The 21,783-nt window shown below is 65.1% G+C and carries 21 protein-coding genes; 12 read left to right on the top strand and 9 right to left on the bottom strand.

Annotated features, from left to right (window positions below):
- Positions 1 to 34 precede the first annotated feature (34 nt).
- The 5 genes from AC1TQG_RS07320 to AC1TQG_RS07300 are packed head-to-tail and all read left to right on the top strand — an operon-like array spanning position 35 to position 4,843.
- Positions 35 to 1,060 (top strand): ABC transporter substrate-binding protein, encoded by a 1,026-nt coding sequence (locus AC1TQG_RS07320; protein WP_482136267.1) that lies wholly within the window; start codon positions 35 to 37, stop codon positions 1,058 to 1,060.
- Entirely contained in the window at positions 1,057 to 1,941 is an 885-nt protein-coding gene (locus AC1TQG_RS07315) for a siderophore-interacting protein (protein WP_482136266.1), read from the top strand. The genes AC1TQG_RS07320 and AC1TQG_RS07315 overlap by 4 nt, the downstream gene beginning before the upstream one ends.
- Positions 1,942 to 1,974: 33 nt before the next feature.
- The gene (locus AC1TQG_RS07310) at positions 1,975 to 2,991 is read left to right on the top strand and encodes a FecCD family ABC transporter permease (protein ID WP_482136265.1); all 1,017 of its coding nucleotides are present in this window, start codon (positions 1,975 to 1,977) and stop codon (positions 2,989 to 2,991) included.
- On the top strand, positions 2,988 to 4,025 hold the full coding sequence (locus tag AC1TQG_RS07305) for a FecCD family ABC transporter permease (RefSeq protein WP_482136264.1): 1,038 nt from the start codon (positions 2,988 to 2,990) through the stop codon (positions 4,023 to 4,025). Before AC1TQG_RS07310 ends, AC1TQG_RS07305 begins: the two co-directional genes overlap by 4 nt.
- Positions 4,022 to 4,843, top strand: coding sequence for an ABC transporter ATP-binding protein (locus AC1TQG_RS07300; protein ID WP_482136263.1), 822 nt, complete (start codon positions 4,022 to 4,024; stop codon positions 4,841 to 4,843). Before AC1TQG_RS07305 ends, AC1TQG_RS07300 begins: the two co-directional genes overlap by 4 nt.
- Positions 4,844 to 4,972: 129 nt before the next feature.
- Here AC1TQG_RS07300 and AC1TQG_RS07295 read toward each other — a convergent pair whose 3' ends face one another.
- The gene (locus tag AC1TQG_RS07295) at positions 4,973 to 5,992 is read right to left on the bottom strand and encodes an NADP-dependent oxidoreductase (RefSeq protein WP_482136262.1); all 1,020 of its coding nucleotides are present in this window, start codon (positions 5,990 to 5,992) and stop codon (positions 4,973 to 4,975) included.
- A 116-nt stretch (positions 5,993 to 6,108) separates the two neighbouring features.
- Between AC1TQG_RS07295 and AC1TQG_RS07290 the strand changes: the two genes are divergently transcribed.
- Both AC1TQG_RS07290 and AC1TQG_RS07285 read left to right on the top strand, forming a co-directional pair.
- Positions 6,109 to 7,425, top strand: coding sequence for an alpha-hydroxy-acid oxidizing protein (locus AC1TQG_RS07290; RefSeq protein WP_482136261.1), 1,317 nt, complete (start codon positions 6,109 to 6,111; stop codon positions 7,423 to 7,425).
- Between the two features lie 88 nt (positions 7,426 to 7,513).
- Positions 7,514 to 8,212, top strand: coding sequence for an SDR family oxidoreductase (locus AC1TQG_RS07285; RefSeq protein ID WP_482136260.1), 699 nt, complete (start codon positions 7,514 to 7,516; stop codon positions 8,210 to 8,212).
- 10 nt (positions 8,213 to 8,222) lie between these two features.
- On the opposite strand, the gene AC1TQG_RS07280 is transcribed toward AC1TQG_RS07285, so the two are convergent.
- Positions 8,223 to 9,104, bottom strand: coding sequence for an oxygenase MpaB family protein (locus AC1TQG_RS07280; RefSeq protein ID WP_482136259.1), 882 nt, complete (start codon positions 9,102 to 9,104; stop codon positions 8,223 to 8,225).
- Between the two features lie 111 nt (positions 9,105 to 9,215).
- Between AC1TQG_RS07280 and AC1TQG_RS07275 the strand changes: the two genes are divergently transcribed.
- Positions 9,216 to 9,848: a TetR/AcrR family transcriptional regulator gene (locus AC1TQG_RS07275; RefSeq protein WP_482136258.1), complete on the top strand. Its 633-nt coding sequence runs from the start codon at positions 9,216 to 9,218 to the stop codon at positions 9,846 to 9,848.
- On the opposite strand, the gene AC1TQG_RS07270 is transcribed toward AC1TQG_RS07275, so the two are convergent.
- Positions 9,787 to 11,079, bottom strand: coding sequence for an MFS transporter (locus tag AC1TQG_RS07270; RefSeq protein WP_482136257.1), 1,293 nt, complete (start codon positions 11,077 to 11,079; stop codon positions 9,787 to 9,789). The two genes, AC1TQG_RS07275 and AC1TQG_RS07270, sit on opposite strands and share 62 nt — an antisense overlap.
- Positions 11,080 to 11,157: 78 nt before the next feature.
- On the opposite strand from AC1TQG_RS07270, the gene AC1TQG_RS07265 reads away from it, so the two are divergent.
- The 4 genes from AC1TQG_RS07265 to AC1TQG_RS07250 all read left to right on the top strand — a co-directional run bounded on the left by AC1TQG_RS07265 (position 11,158) and on the right by AC1TQG_RS07250 (position 14,920).
- Entirely contained in the window at positions 11,158 to 11,820 is a 663-nt protein-coding gene (locus tag AC1TQG_RS07265; protein WP_482136256.1) for a TetR/AcrR family transcriptional regulator, read from the top strand.
- A gap of 115 nt (positions 11,821 to 11,935) precedes the next feature.
- Positions 11,936 to 13,150, top strand: a complete 1,215-nt coding sequence (locus tag AC1TQG_RS07260) for an acyl-CoA dehydrogenase family protein (protein WP_482136255.1) — start codon at positions 11,936 to 11,938, stop codon at positions 13,148 to 13,150.
- Complete coding sequence (locus tag AC1TQG_RS07255) at positions 13,147 to 14,169, top strand: phosphotransferase family protein (protein WP_482136254.1); 1,023 nt, start codon at positions 13,147 to 13,149, stop codon at positions 14,167 to 14,169. Before AC1TQG_RS07260 ends, AC1TQG_RS07255 begins: the two co-directional genes overlap by 4 nt.
- 7 nt (positions 14,170 to 14,176) lie before the next feature.
- Positions 14,177 to 14,920 carry an SDR family NAD(P)-dependent oxidoreductase gene (locus tag AC1TQG_RS07250; protein WP_482136253.1) on the top strand — a complete coding sequence of 248 codons (744 nt, stop codon included), beginning with the start codon at positions 14,177 to 14,179 and terminating at the stop codon, positions 14,918 to 14,920.
- A 19-nt stretch (positions 14,921 to 14,939) separates the two neighbouring features.
- Here the strand turns inward: AC1TQG_RS07250 and AC1TQG_RS07245 are convergent, their stop codons facing one another.
- The 6 genes from AC1TQG_RS07245 to AC1TQG_RS07220 form a co-directional block, all read right to left on the bottom strand.
- A complete protein-coding gene (locus AC1TQG_RS07245) occupies positions 14,940 to 16,052 on the bottom strand; it encodes an FAD-dependent monooxygenase (RefSeq protein WP_482136252.1) in 1,113 nt (370 codons plus the stop codon).
- Between the two features lie 44 nt (positions 16,053 to 16,096).
- Positions 16,097 to 17,275, bottom strand: a complete 1,179-nt coding sequence (locus tag AC1TQG_RS07240; RefSeq protein WP_482136251.1) for an acyl-CoA dehydrogenase family protein — start codon at positions 17,273 to 17,275, stop codon at positions 16,097 to 16,099.
- Positions 17,275 to 17,706, bottom strand: coding sequence for an ester cyclase (locus AC1TQG_RS07235; RefSeq protein ID WP_482136250.1), 432 nt, complete (start codon positions 17,704 to 17,706; stop codon positions 17,275 to 17,277). Before AC1TQG_RS07235 ends, AC1TQG_RS07240 begins: the two co-directional genes overlap by 1 nt.
- A gap of 138 nt (positions 17,707 to 17,844) precedes the next feature.
- Complete coding sequence (locus AC1TQG_RS07230; protein WP_482136249.1) at positions 17,845 to 19,467, bottom strand: LuxR C-terminal-related transcriptional regulator; 1,623 nt, start codon at positions 19,465 to 19,467, stop codon at positions 17,845 to 17,847.
- Positions 19,468 to 19,523: 56 nt separating this feature from the next.
- The gene (locus AC1TQG_RS07225) at positions 19,524 to 20,909 is read right to left on the bottom strand and encodes a DUF2867 domain-containing protein (protein WP_482136248.1); all 1,386 of its coding nucleotides are present in this window, start codon (positions 20,907 to 20,909) and stop codon (positions 19,524 to 19,526) included.
- A gap of 61 nt (positions 20,910 to 20,970) precedes the next feature.
- A complete protein-coding gene (locus tag AC1TQG_RS07220; protein WP_482136247.1) occupies positions 20,971 to 21,648 on the bottom strand; it encodes a histidine phosphatase family protein in 678 nt (225 codons plus the stop codon).
- Positions 21,649 to 21,783: the final 135 nt, after the last annotated feature.

Here is a 21,783-nt window from a genome sequence, read left to right as displayed (position 1 = left end):
ATCACGATTTTCCGTGTAGTAGAAGGAAGTGCAGATGTTCGCTCACAAGAATTGGCAGAGCCTGGGCGTAGTCGCCATCTCGGCCGGCCTGGTCCTGGGCGCCGCCGCATGTGGCAGCGACGATTCCAGCTCCGATAGCGCCGAGACCAGGGTCTTTGTCGCCGACAACGGGGACATCACGATCCCGGTCAACCCCGAGCGCATCGTTGCGACCGGCTACGCGGTCCCGGCACTGGTCGAGTCGGACGCATCGCTGGTGGGCATCTCGACCTGGGAGCGCGGCACCGACCTGATGTCTGAAGAGGATCTGGCCGAGTACAACGAGCTGGAGAAGGTGGCAGGCGAATCGGCAGCCGAGACCAACTACGAGGCGATCGCCAATGCGCGACCGGACCTCATCGTGATCGGCGTACCGAAGCCCGCACTCGGCGACATCGACATTGCGCGACTCGAATCGATCGCCCCGGTGGTCGCCATCACCCCCGGCGTGCCGTCGGCGTGGCGAGAGATGACCGCCCGTCAGCTCGACGCCGCAGGCGAAAGCGAGACCTATGCGGCCGACAAGGCGGCCTACGAAGAGAAGGCCGCTGCCCTCAAAGAGAAGTACGCGGGTGTGCTCGGATCGCTGCAGTTCGGGCATGTCGGAGCATATGGAGACTCCGCTGCCGGTGACTTCATGCGCGAGTTCGGCGGATCGTGGGGCACGAATGTCGCCCAGGACCTCGGCGTGACCTACTACGGAGAGGTCAAGGAGAAGGGCAACGGCGCAGCTGCCGTCTCGGAGTACCCGTCGATCGAGGAGATTCCGGCCAGTCTCGGTGACGCCCAGGTGATCACCTACACCCTCGGGGATGACGGTAAGCCGAATGCAGAGGTCCAGTACGTCCTCGATTCGCCGCTGTTCAAGAATCTGCCTGCAGTTCAAGCCGGTCAGGTCTACGGCTTGCAGTACACCGAGGCGGCGACCTACGCATCTGCGATGCAGACCCTCGACGCGATCGACGCGGCGTTGGCGCCACTGCTGGAGCCGGCACCGTCGGCGGCCCCTGCTGCGTCGTGAGGACAAGCCGCGTCGATCCGGCCGAGCGCGTTGCCACCCATCATCGATCCGGTGATCGCTTGGCACGCATCGGATACCCGATCGGTATTCGCACGGTCACCGTCAAGCGCCGAACAATGGTGTCACCGGGCATGCTTCGCCTGACGCTTCAGGGTGAGGCACTGGCCGGCTTCCACACCTATCAGGCCGATGACCATGTGAAGGTCATCTTCGCGGACGCCGATGGCACGGTTCGGATCCCGACCCGGAACGCGAAACAGGAACTGGACTGGCCGCTGCCGTATCCGACGACCAGGAAGTACACGATTCGCCGGTTCGACCCGCAGTTGCTCGAACTCGACCTCGACTTCGTGGTGCATGAAGGCGGTCTGGCATCGGATTGGGCGACGGGCACCACGCCGGGTGATCCGGTGGTGGTGGCCGGACCACCTGGCGCCCAGACTTTTCCGCACAACTATGACCACTACGTCTTTGCTGTCGACGCCACCGCCCTGCCTGCTGTGGCTCGGTGGCTCGACGAGTCACCGCAGGATGTATCGGCCGATGTGGTCGTCGAGGTGACGAACCCCGAGCACCAGCAGTACCCGTTGGCGACGCGAAGCGATGTTCGGGTCCGGTGGCTGATCCGTCCGGCGGGCTCATCGTTGCTGGCCGACACGGTCAACGCGCTGGATCTGCCGCCCGGTCGGGTGTTCCTCTTTGCCGCAGGCGAAGCCGGGGACATCAAGCCGCTGCGCAGTCGTCGGGATCTCGACAAGCTGATCACCGGCTACTGGAAACGCGGCGTCTCAGAGGACGAGGTGGACCTCGACGAAGAAGACGACGACCACGATCACGACCACGACGATCACGACCACCACGATCATGATCACGACCACTAGTTCGGTTCGGACCGTTCGAGCGCGGGCGCGAGTGTGACAACCACGGTTGCCACGGCGCGTCCGCGTCGGCGTCTGAGTAACACCGCGATCACCGGAACTCTGCTGCTGGCGTTGCTTCTGCTGATGGTGTTGAGCCTGTGCGTGGGGGCGCGCACCACTGCGCCGGGCGAGGTCTGGGCGGCATTCACCGACTATGCCGGTACCGACGACAGCCACATCGTCGTTCGGGACGTGCGATTGCCGCGGACCTTACTCGGCTTCGTGGTCGGGGCAGCACTCGGCACATCCGGCGCATTGATCCAGGCGATGACACGAAATCCATTGGCAGAACCGGGGATCCTCGGTGTCACGGCAGGCGCCGGATTTGCGTTGACCGTCGGTGTTGCCCTGTGGGATGTCCAGGGCCAGATCCCGATCGTGTTGCTCTCGTTCGTCGGTGCGCTGATCGCGTCCGTTGCCGTCTATGCCGTTGGGCGCACCTCTCCGCTGCACCTGATCCTGGCAGGCGTGGCGCTGACCGCGGTGCTGTCGGGCATTTCGTTGGGCCTGCGTCTGATGAAGCCGGACGTGTTCGACCGCTACCGATTCTGGTCGGTGGGCTCGCTGGCGGGCCGTGAGCAGGCCGATTTGATGATCCCGATTCTGATCATCATCGGATGTCTGATCGCGGCGATGATGATGACGCGCTCGCTCGACACCCTCGCGCTGGGTGAGACCGTTGCGCATTCGCTGGGCACCAGGGTTGGCCTGACCCGCACGATCGTGGTGCTCTTGGTGACGATGCTGGCGGCGGTGGCAACCGCGATCGCCGGTCCGATTGTCTTTGTCGGACTCATCGTTCCGCATCTCGCGCGTCAACTGGCTGCCGGGTCGGTGCCCTGGTTGATCGGCTACTCGATGCTGGTGGGACCGATCCTCCTGGTCGCGTCGGACATCATCGCCCGGTTGCTGCTGCCGACCGGTGAGGTTCCGGTCGCGATCGTGACCGCATTCCTGGGTGGGCCGATGTTGATCTGGGTTGTCAGGAAGTTCGGAGCGATGACACTGTGAGCGCGATAGTTCTCCGCACCGGCAAGGTGACGCTACGCGCCGAGCGACGTGGTGTGACTGCTTGTGCGACCATGGCTTTCCTCGCCGTCATACTCGCCTTCGTCGGACTGAGCTACGGCAGCGACTGGTCATCGCCGGTTACGGTGTTGCAAGCATTGGTCGGGCGTGGCGACGACTGGTTTGTGATCACCCACTGGCGGATGCCCCGAGTCGTTGCCGCACTGGTCTTCGGCGGCGCACTCGGGTTGGCAGGAGCCATCTTTCAGAATCTGACCAACAATCCACTCGGCAGCCCGGATGTCATCGGCCTCGACGCCGGGGCGTACACCGGTGCGCTGGTTGCGATCACCGTGCTGTCGGGCACCTCGGGTGAGTTGGCAGTGAGTTCCGTGATCGGAGGCCTGGCCACCGCCGCCCTCATCTACGCGTTCTCGCTCGGATCCGGGCGTGGTGGGGTGACCCTCATAGTGGTCGGCATCGCCTTCAATGCCATGCTCACAGCGGTCAATTCGTGGATTATTCTGCGCGCCGAACTCGATGTGGCGATCGCTGCGGCGGGCTGGAATGCCGGGTCGATCAACGGGGTGGACTGGGATGAGCTCGTGCTACCGGCTGTCATCATCGGGGTGATGGTGCTGGCACTGATGGCGGTCTCGTCACCGATGCATCAGTCGACGTTGGGCAGCGATCTGGCCGTCACCAGTGGTGTGCAGTTGAATCGGTTGCGGCTGTTGCTGGTTGGGGTCGGCGTCATCTTCACTGCGACTGTGACCGCGGTGGCAGGACCGATCGTGTTCATCGCACTGGCAGCGCCGCAGATCGGGCGCCGACTTGCCGGGTCCGCAGGGGTGGCACTGATTCCGGCCGCGTTCACCGGTGCGGTGCTGTTGCTGGCCGCCGACCTCATCGCGCAGTTGTTGTTGGCGCCGGTGTCGTTGCCGGTGGGTGTGGTCACCACCGCCATCGGCGGAACCTACCTCCTCTGGCTGCTGGTCAAAGAGGTCAAGAGCGCACGAAAAGGATTGGGACAGTGACAGTTGACAAGGTGGCCGGGTCGACGGCCTGGACCAGACCGTCCCGACTGCGGGTGCGTGGCGTGACGCTCGGATACGAGGGGCGAGTCGTGTCGACCGGTCTGGACCTCGACATCCCGGACGGCGCGTTCACCGCGATCGTCGGCCCCAATGCCTGCGGCAAATCGACACTGATGCGAGCGATGGTGCGGCTGCTCAAACCCGTCGACGGCATCATCGAGTTCGATGGGGCGGACGTCAATTCGATCAAACCGAAATCGGTGGCGCGGCAGATCGCTTTTCTGCCACAGGATCTGGTGGCACCGGAGAACATCACGGTCCACGGGTTGGTGCGTCGTGGACGATTCCCGCATCAGTCGGTGTTGTCGATGTGGTCACCCGATGACGAGGAGGCGGTGAACCGCGCCATGGAGCAGGCCGGCGTCACCGACCTCGCCGAGCGTCAGGTGGGACAGCTGTCCGGCGGTCAGCGGCAACGGGTCTGGATCGCGATGGTGCTGGCGCAGGATACGTCCTACCTCCTGTTGGACGAGCCCACGTCGTTCCTGGACATCACCCACCAATATGAGCTGCTCGAGCTCTGTTCGTCCCTGCGGGATGCGGGCCGGACCATCATCGCGGTGCTGCACGACATCAACCAGGCCTGCCGGTTTGCCGATCACCTGGTTGCGTTGTCGGGTGGCCGGATCGTTGCACAGGGCCGTCCCGAGAACGTGGTGAACGCCGACCTGATCAGGGAAGTGTTCGGACTCGACGCCGTGGTCGTGCCCGATCCGGTGACCGATCTGCCGATGGTCGTGCCCAAACGCCTGCGCTGACCCGACCGCCCCAACTCACCCCCGCACCCCGAAAGTGTGCCCTTTTGGCGGCGCCCACCTGGGCTTTTGTTCGCCAAAAGGGCACACTTTCGGGTCTGGGGTCTGGGGTCTGGGGTCTGGGGGTCGGGATCAGCTGGCGACGCGGACCAGGGCCTTGCCGAAGTTGCGTCCTTTGAGCAGTCCGCGGAATGCGTCGAGGACGTTCTCGAAGCCGTCGGTGATGTCTTCCCGGTATTTCAGCGAACCGTCGGCGACCCATCCGGAGGCCTCCTCGAGGAACTTCGGCATCTGTTCGGCGGCGAATTCGGTCTGGATGAATCCGCGGATTGTCAGGCTCTGGGCCAGCACGATTCCCATCAGCTGCCCGGTCCGGTCCGGGCCTTGGGGAAGTGACGTCAGGTTGTAGTTGGCGACAAGTCCGCAGACCGGGATCCGGCCGTAGAGATTCATCCGAGGCAGCACTGCGTCGAACACCGCGCCGCCTACGTTCTCGAAGTACACGTCGATGCCGTCGGGTGTGGCTGCGGCCAACTGCTCGGCGAAGTTGTCGGCGCGATGGTCGACCGCGGCATCGAATCCGAGTTCATCGACCAGATAGGCGACCTTCTCGGGACCACCGGCGATGCCAACGGCGCGCGCTCCCTTGATCTTTGCGATCTGGCCGACGGCTGATCCCACCGGTCCCGCCGCAGCCGCCACCACTACGGTTTCGCCGGGTTTGGGTTTGCCGAGGGTCAGCAGCCCCGAATACGCGGTGAACCCGGGCATGCCGAGGACGCCCAGCGCGGTTGAAGGCGGGTTCGTTTTCGGGTCGAGACGCCGCAGTTGCTTGGCAGGCTCCACCGAATGGGTTTGCCAACCGCCGTAACCGAGCACCACATCGCCCGGTGCAAATCGGTCGACGGTGGACTCGATGACGCGGGACACCGTCGCGCCGACCATGGTGTCGCCGATCTCGACCGGTGGCGCGTACGACTTCGCGGCACTCATCCGGCCGCGCATGTAGGGGTCCAGGGAGAGGTAGAGCGTCTGCAACGAGACCTCGCCGTCCTGTGGCTCACGCAGTGGAAACTCCTCGAAACGGAAATCGGAGTCCTTGGGTTCACCGTGCGGCCGCTCGGCCAGCACGATACGGGTCGCGTTTGTCATATCTCTCCTCATCGAGAATCGATCTCGGGTTCGCGAGTCTGTGCCTCCACCGTGCCCCTGGTGCCGTGTTCCGTCAACCATTGTTCTCCGCAACCCGGTGTCACTACGGTGGAGCGATGAGTAGCGACGCTTCAGATTCGGCAGGCGGGGTGGATTCGGTGGGCCGGGCCCGGCAGAACGCCATCTATTCGGACGGTGTCTTTGGCCGAAAACCTCAGGTGCCAACCAATTTTGAAGCGCTCGAGCGGGCAGCGAAGAAGAAGATGTCACCGAAGGCATGGGCTTACGTGGCCGGTGGCGCCGGTGACGGCGGCACGATGTCGGCCAATCGCAAGGCCTTCGACCGGTGGGCGATCGTGCCCCGCATGCTGCGAGATGTATCGAAGCGGACATTGGCAACTGAACTCTTCGGGCAGCAACTGTCGGCGCCGATCTTGTTCTCTCCCGTGGGAGCCGGTGCTCTGGCGTACCCGCAGGCCGACATTCACATCGGACGTGCCGCTGCAGAGATCGGCGTTCCGTATATCTTCTCCAGCCAGGGCAGTGTGCCGATGGAACAGACCGCGGCTGCGATGGATGAGGTCGCAGCCGGTGCGCCGCGGTGGTATCAGCTGTATTGGTCGACCGACGAGGACCTGGTCGACAGCTTCCTGAATCGGGCCGAAAAATGCGGGGCCGCGGCCATAGTCGTCACTCTCGACACCACGATGCTGGGATGGCGTCCTCAGGATCTCAACCTGGGGTCGTTGCCTTTTGCCCAGGGGCTCGGGATCGACCAGTACACCTCGGACCCACGGTTCATCGACATCGTCCGCGAGCGGATCGCGGCAGCGCTCCCGCGGGAGCGACCGCAGATCACCGTCGGCGCCATCAAGTCCCTGATCTCGATGGCACGCAATACGCCGGGAGGTGCTGTGCGCAACCTGCTTTCACCTGTTCCGCGGGAATCGGTGCAGACATTCCTGGAGATCTATTCGCGCCCCTCGCTGAGTTGGGCAGATATCGCCGGGCTTCGTGAGCGCACATCGCTACCGATCGTGCTCAAGGGCATCCTGCATCCCGACGATGCCCTGCAGGCCGTAGATCTGGGGATCGACGGGATTCTGGTGTCCAACCACGGTGGTCGGCAGGTTGATGGGGCGATCGGATCGGTCGACGCGCTGGTGGACGTTGTGGCCGCGGTGCAGGGGCGCGCAAAAGTGTTGCTCGACTCGGGAATTCGGGGAGGCGCCGATGCTTTCAAGGCGCTGGCACTCGGTGCCGATGCGGTCTGTGTGGGTCGGCCGCACATGTATGGGCTGGCTTTGGCCGGCGCCGATGGTGCCCGCGACGTCGTGGCCAACATCATCGCCGAACTGGATCTGACGCTGGGGCTGTCGGGCCACACGAGCGTCGCTGATCTGACACCGGCTTCGTTGAAGAGGGTGATCTGAGAGGAATTCCTGACTATTGCAAACAATAGTCAGAGGTGTACTGTCTCGACAGAGCGGTCAACCTCTGATCGCGAAGGGAGAAACGCACATGGTCAAACTGAAGGATGCGACCGTGCTGGTCACCGGCGCAAATGGCGGCCTGGGAACGGAATTCGTCAATCAGGCAATCGCGCTGGGAGCAAACAAGGTCTACGCGGCGGCCCGGAATCCACGGGACTGGGATAACAATCGGATCGTGCCGCTACGCCTCGACGTCACCGATGAGGAGTCGATCGCCACGGCGGCACAGCAGGCGCCCGACGTCGACGTCGTGATCAACAACGCCGGAACGATTCTCCCCGGAAGGCTTCTCGATCAGTCGATCTCGGAGATCCGGAGGCTGATGGACACGAATGTGTATGGACCGCTGCTGGTGACCAAGGCGTTCGCGCCCGCACTCGCGTCCCGCGGTGGCGGCGCGGTGCTCAACGTTCATTCGGTGTTGAGCTGGTTGGCGATTGGTGGGTCGTACAGCGTGTCCAAGTCGGCGCTGTGGATGACAACGAATGTGCTGCGATTGGAACTGGCCTCGCAGGGCACGCAGGTGCTGGGATTGCATCTGGGTTACACCGACACCCCGATGATTGCAGGCGTCGACGTCCCGAAGAACGATCCCGCGGACGTGATTCGCGCCGCCTACGCCGGCCTCGAGGCCGGTGCAAGCGAAGTGTTGGCCGACGACGTGAGCATTGCGGTCAAGGCGGGCCTGGCCGGTCCCATCGAGGCGCTCTATCCGCAGGTCGGATAGGCCGGTCCGGTCAGGTCAGGGCGCGGCCCGTCCGGATCCGGCGCCGGACATCCCACAGGTAGGTGTTGAAGGGGAAGGCGCGCAACGGCTTCGGTAGTCGGGTCGCCACGGCCCGGGCGAGCTGGTTGTGGATGTCGAACATCCGCTGGTCCCGATCGGACCAGGCCAAGCCCATCTTGTCGCGGAACTCGGGTGGCAGGAAGCCGGTGGTGACGAACAGACCGTAGCCGCCGATCACGAAGGAGAACGGCCGCGGCAGGAACTCGAACTTGGAGATCGACAGCAGCAACTCGCGGATTGTGTCGTCGATCTCCAGTGCGGCGACGGTGGTGTCCCAGTACTCCTGGAAGTCGGCACGAGTCGCCGGCCACATGTCGCGGGGCATCTGCAGCGTGGTGCCCATGAGAGCGCCCTGCTGGTAGGCCTCCTCGGTGACTGCCTCGGGATCCCCGTAGAGGTATTGCATGTCCTCCCAGCCCTTGTAGAGGCAGGCGGCAACCCACAACTGCAGGTTCGGGTCGAAGGCGTTGTACTTCACCGGGCTGGAGGCGCTCGACTTGACCTGGGCGTGGGCGTGGCCGATCGCCTTGCGGTAGGCCTTGCGGTCCGCAGGGGTCCCGTTGACCGCGACCGCCAAGTACGACAGCGTGGTGCGGGCCCTTTTGAGCGGGTGCTTGAACAGGTTGCCGGAGTCGACCTTGCTCTCGGCGACGCCGTAACCAACCGCAGGCAGCGCAAGTTGCATGATCACATTTGCCGCACCGGCGAGAGCCGAGATGCCGGGCATTTCCAGCAGGTCTCCGGAAGCGCGGTCAGCCTCGTCCCGGGTCCACAGCGGTGTGAGTGTCTCCGCAGAGCGGGCGCTGCTTCCATCGATGATCCCAGACGTCATTGTCTGCCCTTCTCGCCGCGAACATTGTGACTACGTGCGTTGTCGCTTTTATTCAACCGACCCGTTGACCGAAAGTCAATGGTGTAGAACACGAGGTGACAAGATGGGAGGATGGCTGACCCCTTGCGCCCATATGGCGGCGAAAACGGAGCAGACCGGGTGAAACGGCGCCGGGCTGCTTTGGTGGACGCAGCTTTGGACATCCTCGGTTCGCCCGACGGCGGGCTGATCAGCGTGCGCGGGGTCTGTCGGCGGGCCGGTCTGACGGCCAGGTATTTCTACGAGAGTTTCGAGGATGTAGACGCGCTGGTCGCGGCCACGTACGACGAGGTCGTACTCGACATCGCGGCGGCTGCGCAAGAGGCCGTGCTGGCAGGCGGCAGATCGACCCGCGACCAGATCGCGTCGGTCGTGCGGGTCATCGTCGACCGGATCGATGCCGACCGTAGGCGCGGGCGGGTGCTGTTCTCGCAGACCCTGCTGAGCGGCAAACTCGCCAGTAAGCGCATGGACACCATCCTGATGTTCGCGGCGCTGACCATGCAGAATTCGGGCGCCGAGGACAACGGACCCGAGGTGCAGGGCGCCGCCCACTTCTACGTCGGCGGGTTCGGGCAGGTCCTGTCCGCCTGGATCGATGGCAGGATCGACTGCAGCACAGACGAACTCGTCGATCTATGTGTCACGATGATGTACGGCGCGGTGTCGGAGTTGCTTCCGCAGCGGGCTGATCAGAACCACTGAGCCGGCGGTTGTTCCAGCGGTCGAAGCCGACCCACAACAGCAGGCCGAGGGTCGAGACGCCGATCCCGATCAGGCACAACGCGCCCCAGCCGCCACCTGCATAGGCAAATCCCGAGCACACCGAACCGGCAACCGCGCCGGTGAAATACGTGACCATGTAGGCGGTGGTCACGCGGCTGCGGGCCTCGGGCGCCAGTGAATAGATGGCGGTTTGGTTCGACAGCTGTGAAGCCTGCGCTCCGAGGTCGAACACCACGAGCCCGATGATGAAGGCGGCCAGCGGGGTGCCGGGCCACGCCAGCAGCAACCAGCCCGCGATGGTGACAAGCCACGCCGAAGTTGTTGCAAGGCGCAGATGTCCGCGGTCGGCGAGCTTGCCGATCAGCGGTGCGCCCGCGGCGCCGGCGATCCCGGCCAACCCGAAGGCACCGATCGCCGATTCGGAGTAGTCGAAGTGCTCACCGCGGTTGCCGGACAACAGGAATGCCGTCGATGTCCACATCGCGCTGAATCCGAACATCGTCAGAAATCCCAGTGCCATCCGCTGGCGCAGCATCGTCTCGGTGCGGACCATCCGGGCCACCGACAGGAGCAGTTGCCCGTACGGCTGATGCGGCCGGGCGGCGTCGGGAGGCGCCATGAAATACACGACGACCGCAAGGACCGCCATCAGTCCGGCGCAGGCGAACATCACCGATCGCCAGCCACCGAACTCGGCGATCAGGCCGCTGACCAGGCGGGCGAGCAGGATGCCCATCAGCAATCCACTCATCACCACACCCACCACGCGGCCGCGGTCGGAGGGCAGTGCCAGAGACGACGACCAGGGGATGACGAGTTGCGCGGTGGCCGCGCTGATCCCGACCAGGACCGATGTCGCGAACAGTGCGATGAATCCGGGGGCCAGTCCACTCAGTAGCAAGGCGCCTGCGGACGCGGCCATCATGCTGGGCGCCAACAGCTTTCGATTCCACAGGTCGCCGAGCGGAACCAAGAGGAGCATGCCGATGACGTAGCCGAGCTGCGCGGCGGTCACCACCAGTGCTGCGGTGGCGGTACTCACGGCGAAGTCCGCGCGGATCGCGTCGAGGACCGGTTGCAGCAGATACAGCGACGAGACCGATAGGCCGCAGGTGAGGGCAAACAGGAGCGTCAGTGACGAACTGATACCGACGGAACCAGGCCGGGACGAATTGGGGTCGGCCTGCATCGGTTCAGCTTGCCGGATCATCGGGACGGATCACCAATCGGGCTCGTGAGTCGGTGCGTGCGCATGGGGCCGACGGCGCGACAAGCTAGGTTGAGATCCATGAACTCCGGGGTCGATCCGACGTCGCACGCCAGCGATGATGGTGCGCGGAGCTCCGGTGCGTGGCGACAGTACGGGGATGAGGAAGACCTCCCGGTCCCCCTCGCTGCTGCGCTCTCGGCATTTGCCGAGCACGGCTACCACGGCACGTCGGTACGTGACATCGCTGCTCGCGCCGGTCTGAGCGTGCCGGGCCTCTATCACCACTACCCGTCCAAGCAGTCGCTGTTGCAGGGGCTGCTCGAGCGGACGATGAGCGATCTCCTGGACCGTTCGGAGTCCGCGTTGGCCGAAGCCGGTCCTGCGCCCTTGGAGCAGTTCGACGCGGTGGTCGAATCGCTCCTCCGGTTCCACATGTACCGCCGGGCGCGGGCGTTTGTCGGTTCCACCGAGACCCGGAGCCTCGAACCGGACTTCCGTCTCGAGTACATCGCGCTCCGCGACCGCCAGCAACGGATGGTGGACGACATCGTCGAGGCAGGCGTGGCGACGGGGGACTTCGTGTGCCCGTATCCCAAGGATGCTGCGCGGGCCGTCGCCACCATGTGTGTCGGTGTTTCGACGTGGTACCGGCCACGGGGACGCCTCGGTCCCGACGAGTTGGTGTCTCGATATCTGCTGATCGCACGGCAGATGGTGGGAGTCATGCCCGGGGCGCAGTGAACCGGGCGGCTTGACCACCCCGGTCCCGGCATGGCACGGTGATCCCCAACTACCGAACGATCGCTCGGTCGGGCCGGGTTCCGGATCGCCGAGCACCGCGCACAAGGAGGTGCCCATGGCGATTCAGCTTTCCTACGATCCCCAGGTCGAGGACATCATCAAGAAGACGAACGTCTTCGTTCGCGACTACGTGCTGCCGATCGAGGATGAGTTCGCCGGCGACATCACCGCGGCCGGTGGCGACGAGCGCCGGCTCGAGATGCGCGCTCGTGCCCGTGAGGCAGGTGTCTTCGCACCGCACGCCCCGGTTGAATACGGCGGTCTCGGATTGAACATGTCGGACCGCGCGCCGGTCTTCGAGGCGGCCGGCTACTCGGTCTTCGGGCCCATCGCCCTGCACATCGGTGCCCCCGACGAGGGCAACGTGCACATGCTGGCCCACATCGCCTCCGACGCGCAGAAACAGAAGTACCTCGCGCCGCTGGCCGCCGGTGACCAGCGTTCGGCGTTTGCCATGACCGAACCCGCACCCGGTGCCGGTGCCGATCCGTCAGCTCTGCGCACCGCGGCGACCAAGGTCGACGGCGGCTGGAAGATCAACGGCGACAAGTGGTTCATCACCGGAGCCGACGGCGCCGGATTCTTCATCATCATGGCCCGCACGGCAGGTGCCCCCGGCGATCGCGGCGGAGCAACGATGTTCCTCGCCCCGGCAGGTACTCCGGGCATCACCGTCGGACGCCACATCAACACGATCGACCGGGCGATGATCGGCGGGCATTGCGAGGTCGCATTCCGCGACGTGTTCGTCCCCGACGAGGATGTCCTCGGTGAGGTCGACGAGGGCTACCGCTACGCGCAGGTCCGTCTGGGACCGGCCCGGATGACCCACGTCATGCGCTGGATGGGTAGTGCCAACCGGGCGCACGACGTTGCGCTGAACTACGTCGCACAGCGCGAGGCATTCGGCGGCAAGCTCGGCGACCTCGGCATGATCCAGAAAATGGTGGCCGACAACGAGATCGACCTCGCCGCTGCCCGGGCGTTGCTGGTCAAGGCCTGCTGGGCCCTCGATCAGGGTTCCAATGCCGGCGATGAGACCTCGATTGCGAAAACGTTCGGTGCCGAGGCATTCTCCCGAGTGGTCGACCGTTCGATCCAGATGTGTGGCGGCATGGGCGTTTCCGATGAGCTGCCGCTGGCCCGATTGCAGCGTGAGCTCCGTCCGTTCCAGATCTATGACGGTCCGTCCGAGGTGCACCGCTGGGCCATCGCCAAGCGCGCCGTGGGCAGGACCAAGAAGGCCATCGCCGCCGGGAAGGCGTCATGACCTCGCTGCCCGGGATGGATGTCGCCAAGCTCCGCACGTTCCTGATCGAGCGTGGTGTTCCGGTCTCAGGCGATCTGGTGGTCGAGCTGATCAGCGGCGGGCGGTCGAACCTGACATTCACGGTCCGAGATGACAACTCGCACTGGGTTGTTCGGCGCCCACCGACCGGCGGACTGACGCCATCGGCGCACGACATGAACCGCGAATGGACGGTCACCAACGGATTGCAGGACACCGCGGTCCCGGTGGCGGGCACCGTCGCCTTCGACAAGGAAGGCGAAGTGCTCGGTGCGCCGTTCACCGTTGTCGAGTTCGTCGACGGTGCAGTTGTGCGTAGCGCAGACGACCTCAAGGCGTTCACCGACGACGATGTCGAGCGGAATGTCGACGGCCTGATCCAGGCGCTTGCTGACCTGCACGCGGTGGACTACCAGGCCGTGGGCCTCGGCGAGTTCGGTCGGCCCGACGGGTTTGTGGCCAGGCAGGTCAAGACCTGGGCGCGCCAGTGGGAACACGTGAAGACCCGCGAACTCGACGATGTCGCCAAACTGCATGCGGCACTGAGTGAAGCGATTCCGAAGCAGACGTCCAACTCGATTGTCCACGGTGATTTCCGGGTCGACAACACGATTCTCGACGCCAATGATCCGGGCAAGATCAAGGCCGTGGTCGACTGGGAGATGTCGACGCTTGGCGATCCGCTCACCGACGTGGCCCTGATGTGCGTCTACCGCGCGCCGATCTTCGACGCGGTGCTCGGCATGGACGCGGCATGGACGAGCGACCGCTATCCGTCGCCGGACGACCTCGCCGAGCGGTACGCGAAAGCGTCCGGTCGCGAATTGTCCGACTGGAACTTCTATTTGGCGCTGGCGAACTTCAAGCTCGGTGTGATCGGTGAGGGCATCACCCACCGGGCACGCAGTGGCTCGTCGTCCGGCGACGGTGCCGAAAGTGCCGCCGCCGCAACGGGCGAGTTCATGGCGGCCGGCCTGCGGGCGATCAACAACAAGAGCTGAGGTCTCGGTGGGAGAGCAGGACAAGGGTCGTAAAGTCGCGTTGGTGACCGGTGCCTCACGGGGTATCGGCGCCGAGATCGCGTCGAGGTTCGCGGCCGATGGCTGGGATCTGACGATCAGCGCGCGGAGTCCGGAGCCGCTGCAGGAGCTGGCAACCCGGCTGACCAACACCTTCGGTGGGCGCATCGAAGTGGTGACCGCGGACGCCGCCGACGAAGAGCAGCTGATGCATCTGGCCGCGATGCACGTCACCGAGTACGGTCGCCTCGATGCGCTGGTACTCAATGCCGGTATGGGCCAAAAGGGTCCGATCAGCGACCTGCCCGCCCGCCGTTTCGACAAGTTGTATCAGGTGAACGTGCGGTCGGCGTATGTGTTGCTGCAGATGCTGCTCCCGACGCTGCGCAGCACGGCCGAATTGGCCGGGGCCGCAAAGGTCATCGCCATCGCATCGATCACCGGAGTTCATCCCGAACCGGAACTCGCGGCATACGGCGCGACCAAGGCCGCGCTGATCTCGTTGTGCGAGACCTTCAATCTGGAGGAGTCCGGGCGAGGTGTGTCCGCATCGACCATCTCTCCCGGATATGTGAACACCGATATGTCGTCCTGGACCACGATCCCGCCGGAGGAGATGATCACCGCGGCCGATGTCGCGACGATCGCGATGGCGGTGACGCAGTTGTCCCGCTACGCAGTACTTCCCGGCGTCGTGTTGACTCGACCGGGAACCAGCCTCGGTCGGGCCTGAGGGTCGAAACTGCCGTGGCTCATGGGATGTCGCGCAGAGGCCGGTAGTTCGCGTGGAGGATGCGCTTGCCGGCCCGGCGGAGCACGACGTTGCGGATCATCGGTGGCAGGTTGCGTGCGTGGTCGCGGCGATGGGTCTGCGCGAGGACCCAGTCCGTCCGCGGGCGGCGGCGCTTTTCGAATGCCGCCAGTGCCTCGGTGATATTCGTTGCTGCCGAAAGGGATTCGGTCAGGACGGTGGCGTCTTCGAGGGCCATCGCGACACCTTGAGCCATGTTGGGGGAGGTGGCGTGGGCGGCGTCGCCGATGAGTAGGACGTTTCCGCGCGACCACCGGTCGAGCACGACCTCCTCGACCGGCCCGGCATGCACCGCTTCCGGGCCCCTCTTGTCCAGCGCATCGAGCAGGGTCGGGACCGGTTCAGCGAAGTCCGACAGCACATTTCGCAGCGGAACCACCGGATCGCTGATCGGCCCGTCGCAGTAGCAGTACACCTGACCCTGGCCGATCGGGATCATCAGGAATGCCGAACCCGGCCCGAGCCGCACCGACCACAGCCCGGGCGGGCCGTCCCACTCCGTCAGGAAGCGGTATGCGTACTGGCCGACCGGCGCGGTCGGGTCGACATCGAAGACTTGTCTGCGAACCGTGGAGTGCACACCGTCGGCGCCCACGACGAGGTCGTAGTGGCCGACATGGCCCGCGGTCGTTCGCACCGTGATGTCGGTTCCGTCCGAATCAATGGTCTGTGGTGAGTCACCCCATCGAATCGGCACATCGGCGACCCCGTCGATCAACACTCGGTTCAGGTCGGCACGGGGCATGGCCAGGCACGATCCGATCCCGTCCCAGAGTTCGTCGACGTCGACGTCGAACAGCAGACGACCACGGTGGTCGGCTGTGCGCTGGCGATAAATTCGAACGGCGAGGCCGACCACCGGGCGCGCGAGTCCGATGGCCTCGAGCGCTCGAACAGTGTTGCCCAGCAAGTAGATTCCGGTGCCCCCGGGATCCGGGGTCGGGGCCCGCTCGATGATCTCGACGGCCGCGCCCCAGTCATGCAACAAGCGTGCGGTGGCAGGACCGGCGATACCGGCGCCGACGATCAGGACACGTACTCCGTCACCGTGCATGGTGACCACCTCCGCCACCGCATCAGCGCACCGGACCCGGTGCGTCAGAAGACGGTGAGGTCGACGTCTTGTCCGGCAAGTATCGCACCCGCCGTTGTGAGGCTGTCGAGCTTTACGAGGAAATGCTGGGTGATCGCATGAACGTCGCGCAGCCTGCGCTGGAGTGGGTGATCGGAGTACAGCGAGGTGCCACCCCCGGCCGTGTATGCGGTGTCGACCACCTCGACCGCAGTTGCCACCGCCCACGTACACGCCGCGCGCAGGTGCGCCCGGAACTCCGGTGTGAACTCGTCGCCGGCCCGAGCCCTCGCCGAGGTCGTGGCGGCATCGGCATACAACAGGCTGCGCGCGGCGCGCAGCGTGGCATCGGCGTTACCCAGCTGGTACTGGAACAGCGGGTTCGCGGCCAGCGTTGACGGGCCAAGCAGCGGCACCTTTCGCGTTGCCAGGGTGACGACGTCTGCGAGTGCTCCGGTCGCGATACCGACTGCGACACTGGCGATTTGGAGCGCAATCAAGGCCGGAACCGGGATGCGCAGCAGTGGGTCGTCGAGACACGGTTCGTCGACCATGATGAGGCAGGTCCGTTCCGCGGGGACGAGGACGTCTCGAGCCGAAAAATGGTGGCTGCCCGTGCCGCAGAGCCCCGACACGTCCCAGGTGTCCTCGATCTCGACCTGCTCGGGCGAGAACACAACAAATCGGATCTGCGGATCCGATCCGTCAGAGCCGTCGCCTTCCATGCAGTTGCCGTACAGCCAGTGCGCGTCCTGGCAGCCACTGGCGAAGGCCCAGCGACCGTTGACCCGGTAGCCGTCACCCTCGCGCACCGCCACCCCGCTCGGGTTGAAAGCGCCGACGATGACCGTCGGCCCGTCGGCGTAGAGGGTGTCGAAGGCTCCGCGTGAGAGGTGGCTCGCGTCGAGCCAGCCGTTTGCGGCGATCCCCACCGTCCAGCTCACCGACCCGTCGGCCTGCGCCAGTGCATCGAGGACTTTCATCGCCGAAGGCAACTCGATACCGAGCCCACCGTGGCTGCGTGGCAACAGCATTCGAAAGCATCCCAGAGCGTCTAGCTCCGCACGTAGATCGGCGGGCATTCGTCGGGCCGCCTCGATCTCGCGGGCGCGATCGGCTATGGACGGTGCCATCGCCGCCACGCCGTCGAGAATCGTGACCGCCTCGCTCGTCGGTGGCCGGTCGGCAATGTCGACGGCGGACATCACGACGTCGCCCCGGCCGCCGCGGTGGTGGCGCCCAATTGGGCGAGCAGACCAGCGACGTCGATCACGCCCCACCGTTCGGTGATCTGACCGTCGGCAACGCGCCAGATCTCGATACCGCGCACCATGACCTCGTTGCCCGACGCGGGAACACCCAGCATCTCGCCGGTATGGATCGCGCCGAACAGAGCGTTCTGGACGACGGTGTCGCCTGCCGACCGGTACTCGTCGAGCACCATCTTCCGGTCGGACAACCCGTCGTTCAGCATCTGGATCGTCTGCCGCATACCCTCCCGGCCGGTGTCATGCCCGGGCATCGGGTCGTGGTTGACGAAGTCTTCGGTGAAGACCTCGTCGATCACGTCGAGTTTGCCTGCGACGCATCCGTGTGTGGTGAAACGCCGTACAACGGCGATATCTGCGTCACTCATGATGTCTCCCGTGGGTTGGTGGTGTGAAACAACCGTACGAAGCACACAGCTCGACCACATCGGACAAATCACTGATTTTCGACCCCGGCGCGAGTAGGTGATTCTGCGGAGGGACGCAGTCTCGGCGTGGTGGGCTGGTCAGATGAGGTCGTGCCGATACGCGTAGGCCGTTGCGGCGGCCCGCGACGACAGGTCCAGCTTGGTGAAGATGCTGCTCACATGGGAGGCCACGGTCTTCTCGCTGATCACGAGGTCGGCGGCGATCGCTCGGTTCGTCGCGCCGGTGGCCACGAGCGAGAGCACCTCCAGCTCGCGGGGGCTCAGTCCGCATGCCGACCCCTGCCGCGTAGACGTCGTGGTCACCTCGAGTCGGTGCAGGTCGGTGGTCGCACGAAGCTCGGCGAAGATGGCGTGGGCCGCCGCGAACTCCATCTCGGCGCCATCGGAGTCACCGAGCCGGTGACAGGCACGACCGATCAACACGATGGCCCGGGCCCGTTCGTACGGCACGCCCAAGTCGCGCCACCCCTCGACGGCACGACGCAGGGCGATCAGGGCCTGCGCTGGTGACCCGTCGGCGAGGAGTACGGCGCCGGTCGCGTGGTCGGCGGCGGCGCGCAGGAAGGCTGTGCTCCACATGGTGGCGAGCGACGCCAGTTCGTCGGCCCCGGCCCGAGCGGCGAGCGCATCACCACCGGCGAGGACGATCTCGACGTAGCCGGCCAGCAGGGCCGCCCGTTCGGCCGGACGCGTGGCCTCGGCAAGCGCCCTCCGGATCGCCGCACCTGCCCCGTCCACGTCGCCTTGGGCCAGGCGTAGCAGCGCCAGCCCCGGATGCGGCTGCCGACCCTGGCGGTTCGCCTGTCGGTACGCGACCTCTGCGGATGCCGACTCTCCGCGCAGTCGGTGCAACTCGGCTCGCAGATACAGTGATTCGCCGACGGCCGGGTGGCTGAACAACCGGTCGAATGCCCGCTCGGCCTCGTCGGCGGCATCGGTCCACCGGCCGTGCAGCATCATCATCTCGGCGCGGTGGATGAGGCATTGACCGTGGTAGAGCACAAGCTCGGGCTGGTTCTCGCACCACCGGTTGAACGCCGCTGTCCACTCCTGCACGCGCCGGAGGTCGAAGAGTTCATGGCAACCGTCGATTGCCATGCAGTAGATGTCGCCGATGGCGATCGGTGAAACCTGCTGTGCGGCAATCGCAACGATCACTTCGTCGAGCAATGCCACTCCTTCTGTGACCTCACCCCTTTCGATCAGGCACCGCGCGACGCAGACCCGCGCCAGCGCGACCAGTTCGGGATCGTCGAATTGTTCGCCCGTCGTGCAGGCCTCGACGAAACCTCGATGAGCGCCGTCGGTGTCGCCTTCGAAATGGAGTCTCACCGCGGCGAGATAGCCCAGGAATCCACGCTCCACACCGTGCACATCCGCATCATCGAGCAGTCGCTGCGCGTGCGAGACCCAGCCGCCGCCGCGAGCCAGCTCACCACGGTTGAGTAAGCCGAATGCCAGCCACGCAGCACAGCGCACCGCCCGGACGACATCGCCCGAGGTGATTGCTGCCTGATATGCCCGCTCCCACACGTCGATGCTCTCTTCGTATCGTCCCGTGAGATAGGCGGCGACAGCGAGGCGCTCGAGATCGTCGACGCCCGGCGGTGCGTCATTGGCAGCCGCGGACAGGTACTTGTACGCCGTCTCCCAAGCGAGCCGGCCGAACGCCTCACCACCAGGGTCCGGAACGTTCTCCATCACTTCAGTATGGTCCTCCTGCCTCGATGCAGGGATGAAAATCCTTGTCGCCGGGGTCAGGATCCGGTTTCGGCCCGCTGGATGATATCGGTTGCCATGGTGTCGAACGTTTTTCGGTGGACGGGTAACGTCGCGTACCAGTAGCCACGTCCGACCACACCTCGCGGATAGAACACCGTGCGCAGGTCGAGGCGGGATCCGGTCCCGGTGTCAGATACGGCCACATCGAGCCATGCGGACCCCGGGACCTTATGAGTTGATCTGAGCCGCAGCGCCTTTCCGGGTTCGGCCGAAACAATCTTCCACATCCATCGCCGAGGACCGGAGTACTCGCCGTTGTTGCCGCCGTAGGCTTCGACCGCCTCCCAGAGCCGTGCCGGGTCGACAAGCGAGTTGCCGGAATGGCTGGTGGTGTAGGACTGTTCACCCGCCCACTTCGGATCGGTGGGGATCGGGTCGGCAGGAGGATGGTCGGGTGATGCGTTCTTCCAGGTGCTTTCGACCTCTCCGCGGTCGATCCGCGCCAGTGCCAGCTCGACAGACTTCCGGTACGGTGTCAATCCTGCTGTGGGAGGCGGTATCACGGTGGCGATGTCGTGTTCGGAGACGACCGCATTGTGTTCGAGTGATTCGATCAGCGGGCGGGCCAGCCCGCCGGGAATCGGTGTCACGGTGCCCACCCATCGACTCGCGAGTGTTGGTGTGAGCAGCGGCAATACGAGGATTCGTCGTTTGGAGAGGCCCGCAACCTCGGCGTATACCTGCATCATGTCGCCGTATTCGAGGACATCAGGGCCACCGATGTCCCAGGTCCGGGATTCCGGTACCGGGGCGGTTGCGGCTTCGACCAGGAAATGGAGGACGTCGTTCACCGCGATCGGCTGGATCTTGTTGTGCACCCACCGGGGCGTGGTCATGGCGGGTAGACGCTCGGTCAGGTGCCGGATCATCTCGAACGACGCCGAACCCGAGCCGATCACCACGCCTGCCTGCAGAACGATCGTCTCGATGCCGGAGTCCATCAGGATCTCGCCGACCTCGGAGCGTGAACTGAGGTGCTCCGAGAGCTCGACGCCGGTGGGATGTAATCCACTGAGGTAGACGATGCGACTCACTCCGGCGGCCTCGGCCGCTGCGACCACGTTGCGGGCCGCGCGCTGCTCTTCGGCTTTGAAGTCCTTGGTCCCGCCCATGGAGTGAACCAGGTGATAGATCACGTCGGCGCCGTCGAACGCCTCGGCCAGTGATGCCGGATCCGACAGGTCTCCCTTGATCACCGTTGCGCGCTCAGCCCACGGGGCACCCCGGAGCTTGTCCGGTGTTCGCGCCAGCACCCGGACATCGTGCCCTCGTTCGATCAATCGCGGTGCCAGGCGCCCGCCGATGTATCCGGTGGCGCCGGTGACCAGGATGTTGCGGGCCTGCGTCCGTTGCGGCTGCATATCCGCAGTGTGCCCAGCGCAGCCGCTGGCAAACGTTGATCAGCCCTCGCCCGGTCTGCGGTCAGCGCATGGTCATCATCGGCCGGGTGCCTTCGTTGTCGTCATCGATGTCGGCGTGGGCGTGATCGTTCACCGACATGACGTTGATGCCCGAGCTGCCAACGAGGAGTTTGGTGATCGACGCGTTCACCATCGTCCGGGAGACCGCGGGCCAGTTCTCCGGGCTGATGCCCCAGAGGTCCGCGATCACCGCGCCGATGGTTCCGGCGGACGACGCCGCGATCGCCACCTGGCCGGGTCCGGCGTGTTCGGCGATCTGGGCCAGGGCCCCTCGAACACCGTCGCGGTATTTCGCATACGAACCGTCAGCCGCATTCGCCCACTCGATCAACGCGCCGTCCAGGTTGCGCTGGAACCCGCGCTGCGCGGAGGCGGCCTCGGGTGCGTTGCCGGTGGGCGGCACGTGGGTCTGGGCGAGGCGCTCGAGGTCGTACTCGTTCCAGCCCGGGTTCACCACCGGTTCCGGCGCTGCACCGCTCGGGAACTGCGCGACGATCTCCTCGATCGTCTCGAGTTGGCGCGCGAGGTTTCCCGACACCGTGAAGTTCACCTTGCCTGCGCGGGCGGCAAGCGTCCTGCCGACGTTGCGAGCCTGCCTGCGGCCCAGTTCCGTCAAACTGCCGTAGCCGTTTTCGTCGACGCCGGCCTGACCGTGCCGAACCAGATAGATGACACCCATGCCACTCATCTTGCAGGTACCGGGTCGGTGATCAACATGCTGGCCCACTTGAGTTCCGGTGAGATATCCGCAGTCCGCGATGTTGGATTGCAAGACTCTGTACCTGGACCGCCATTGTTTCGAGACCGGCAAATC

This window comes from Williamsia sp. Y844 (genome assembly GCF_056786475.1).
This window is presented reverse-complemented; position numbering and strand designations above follow the sequence as displayed.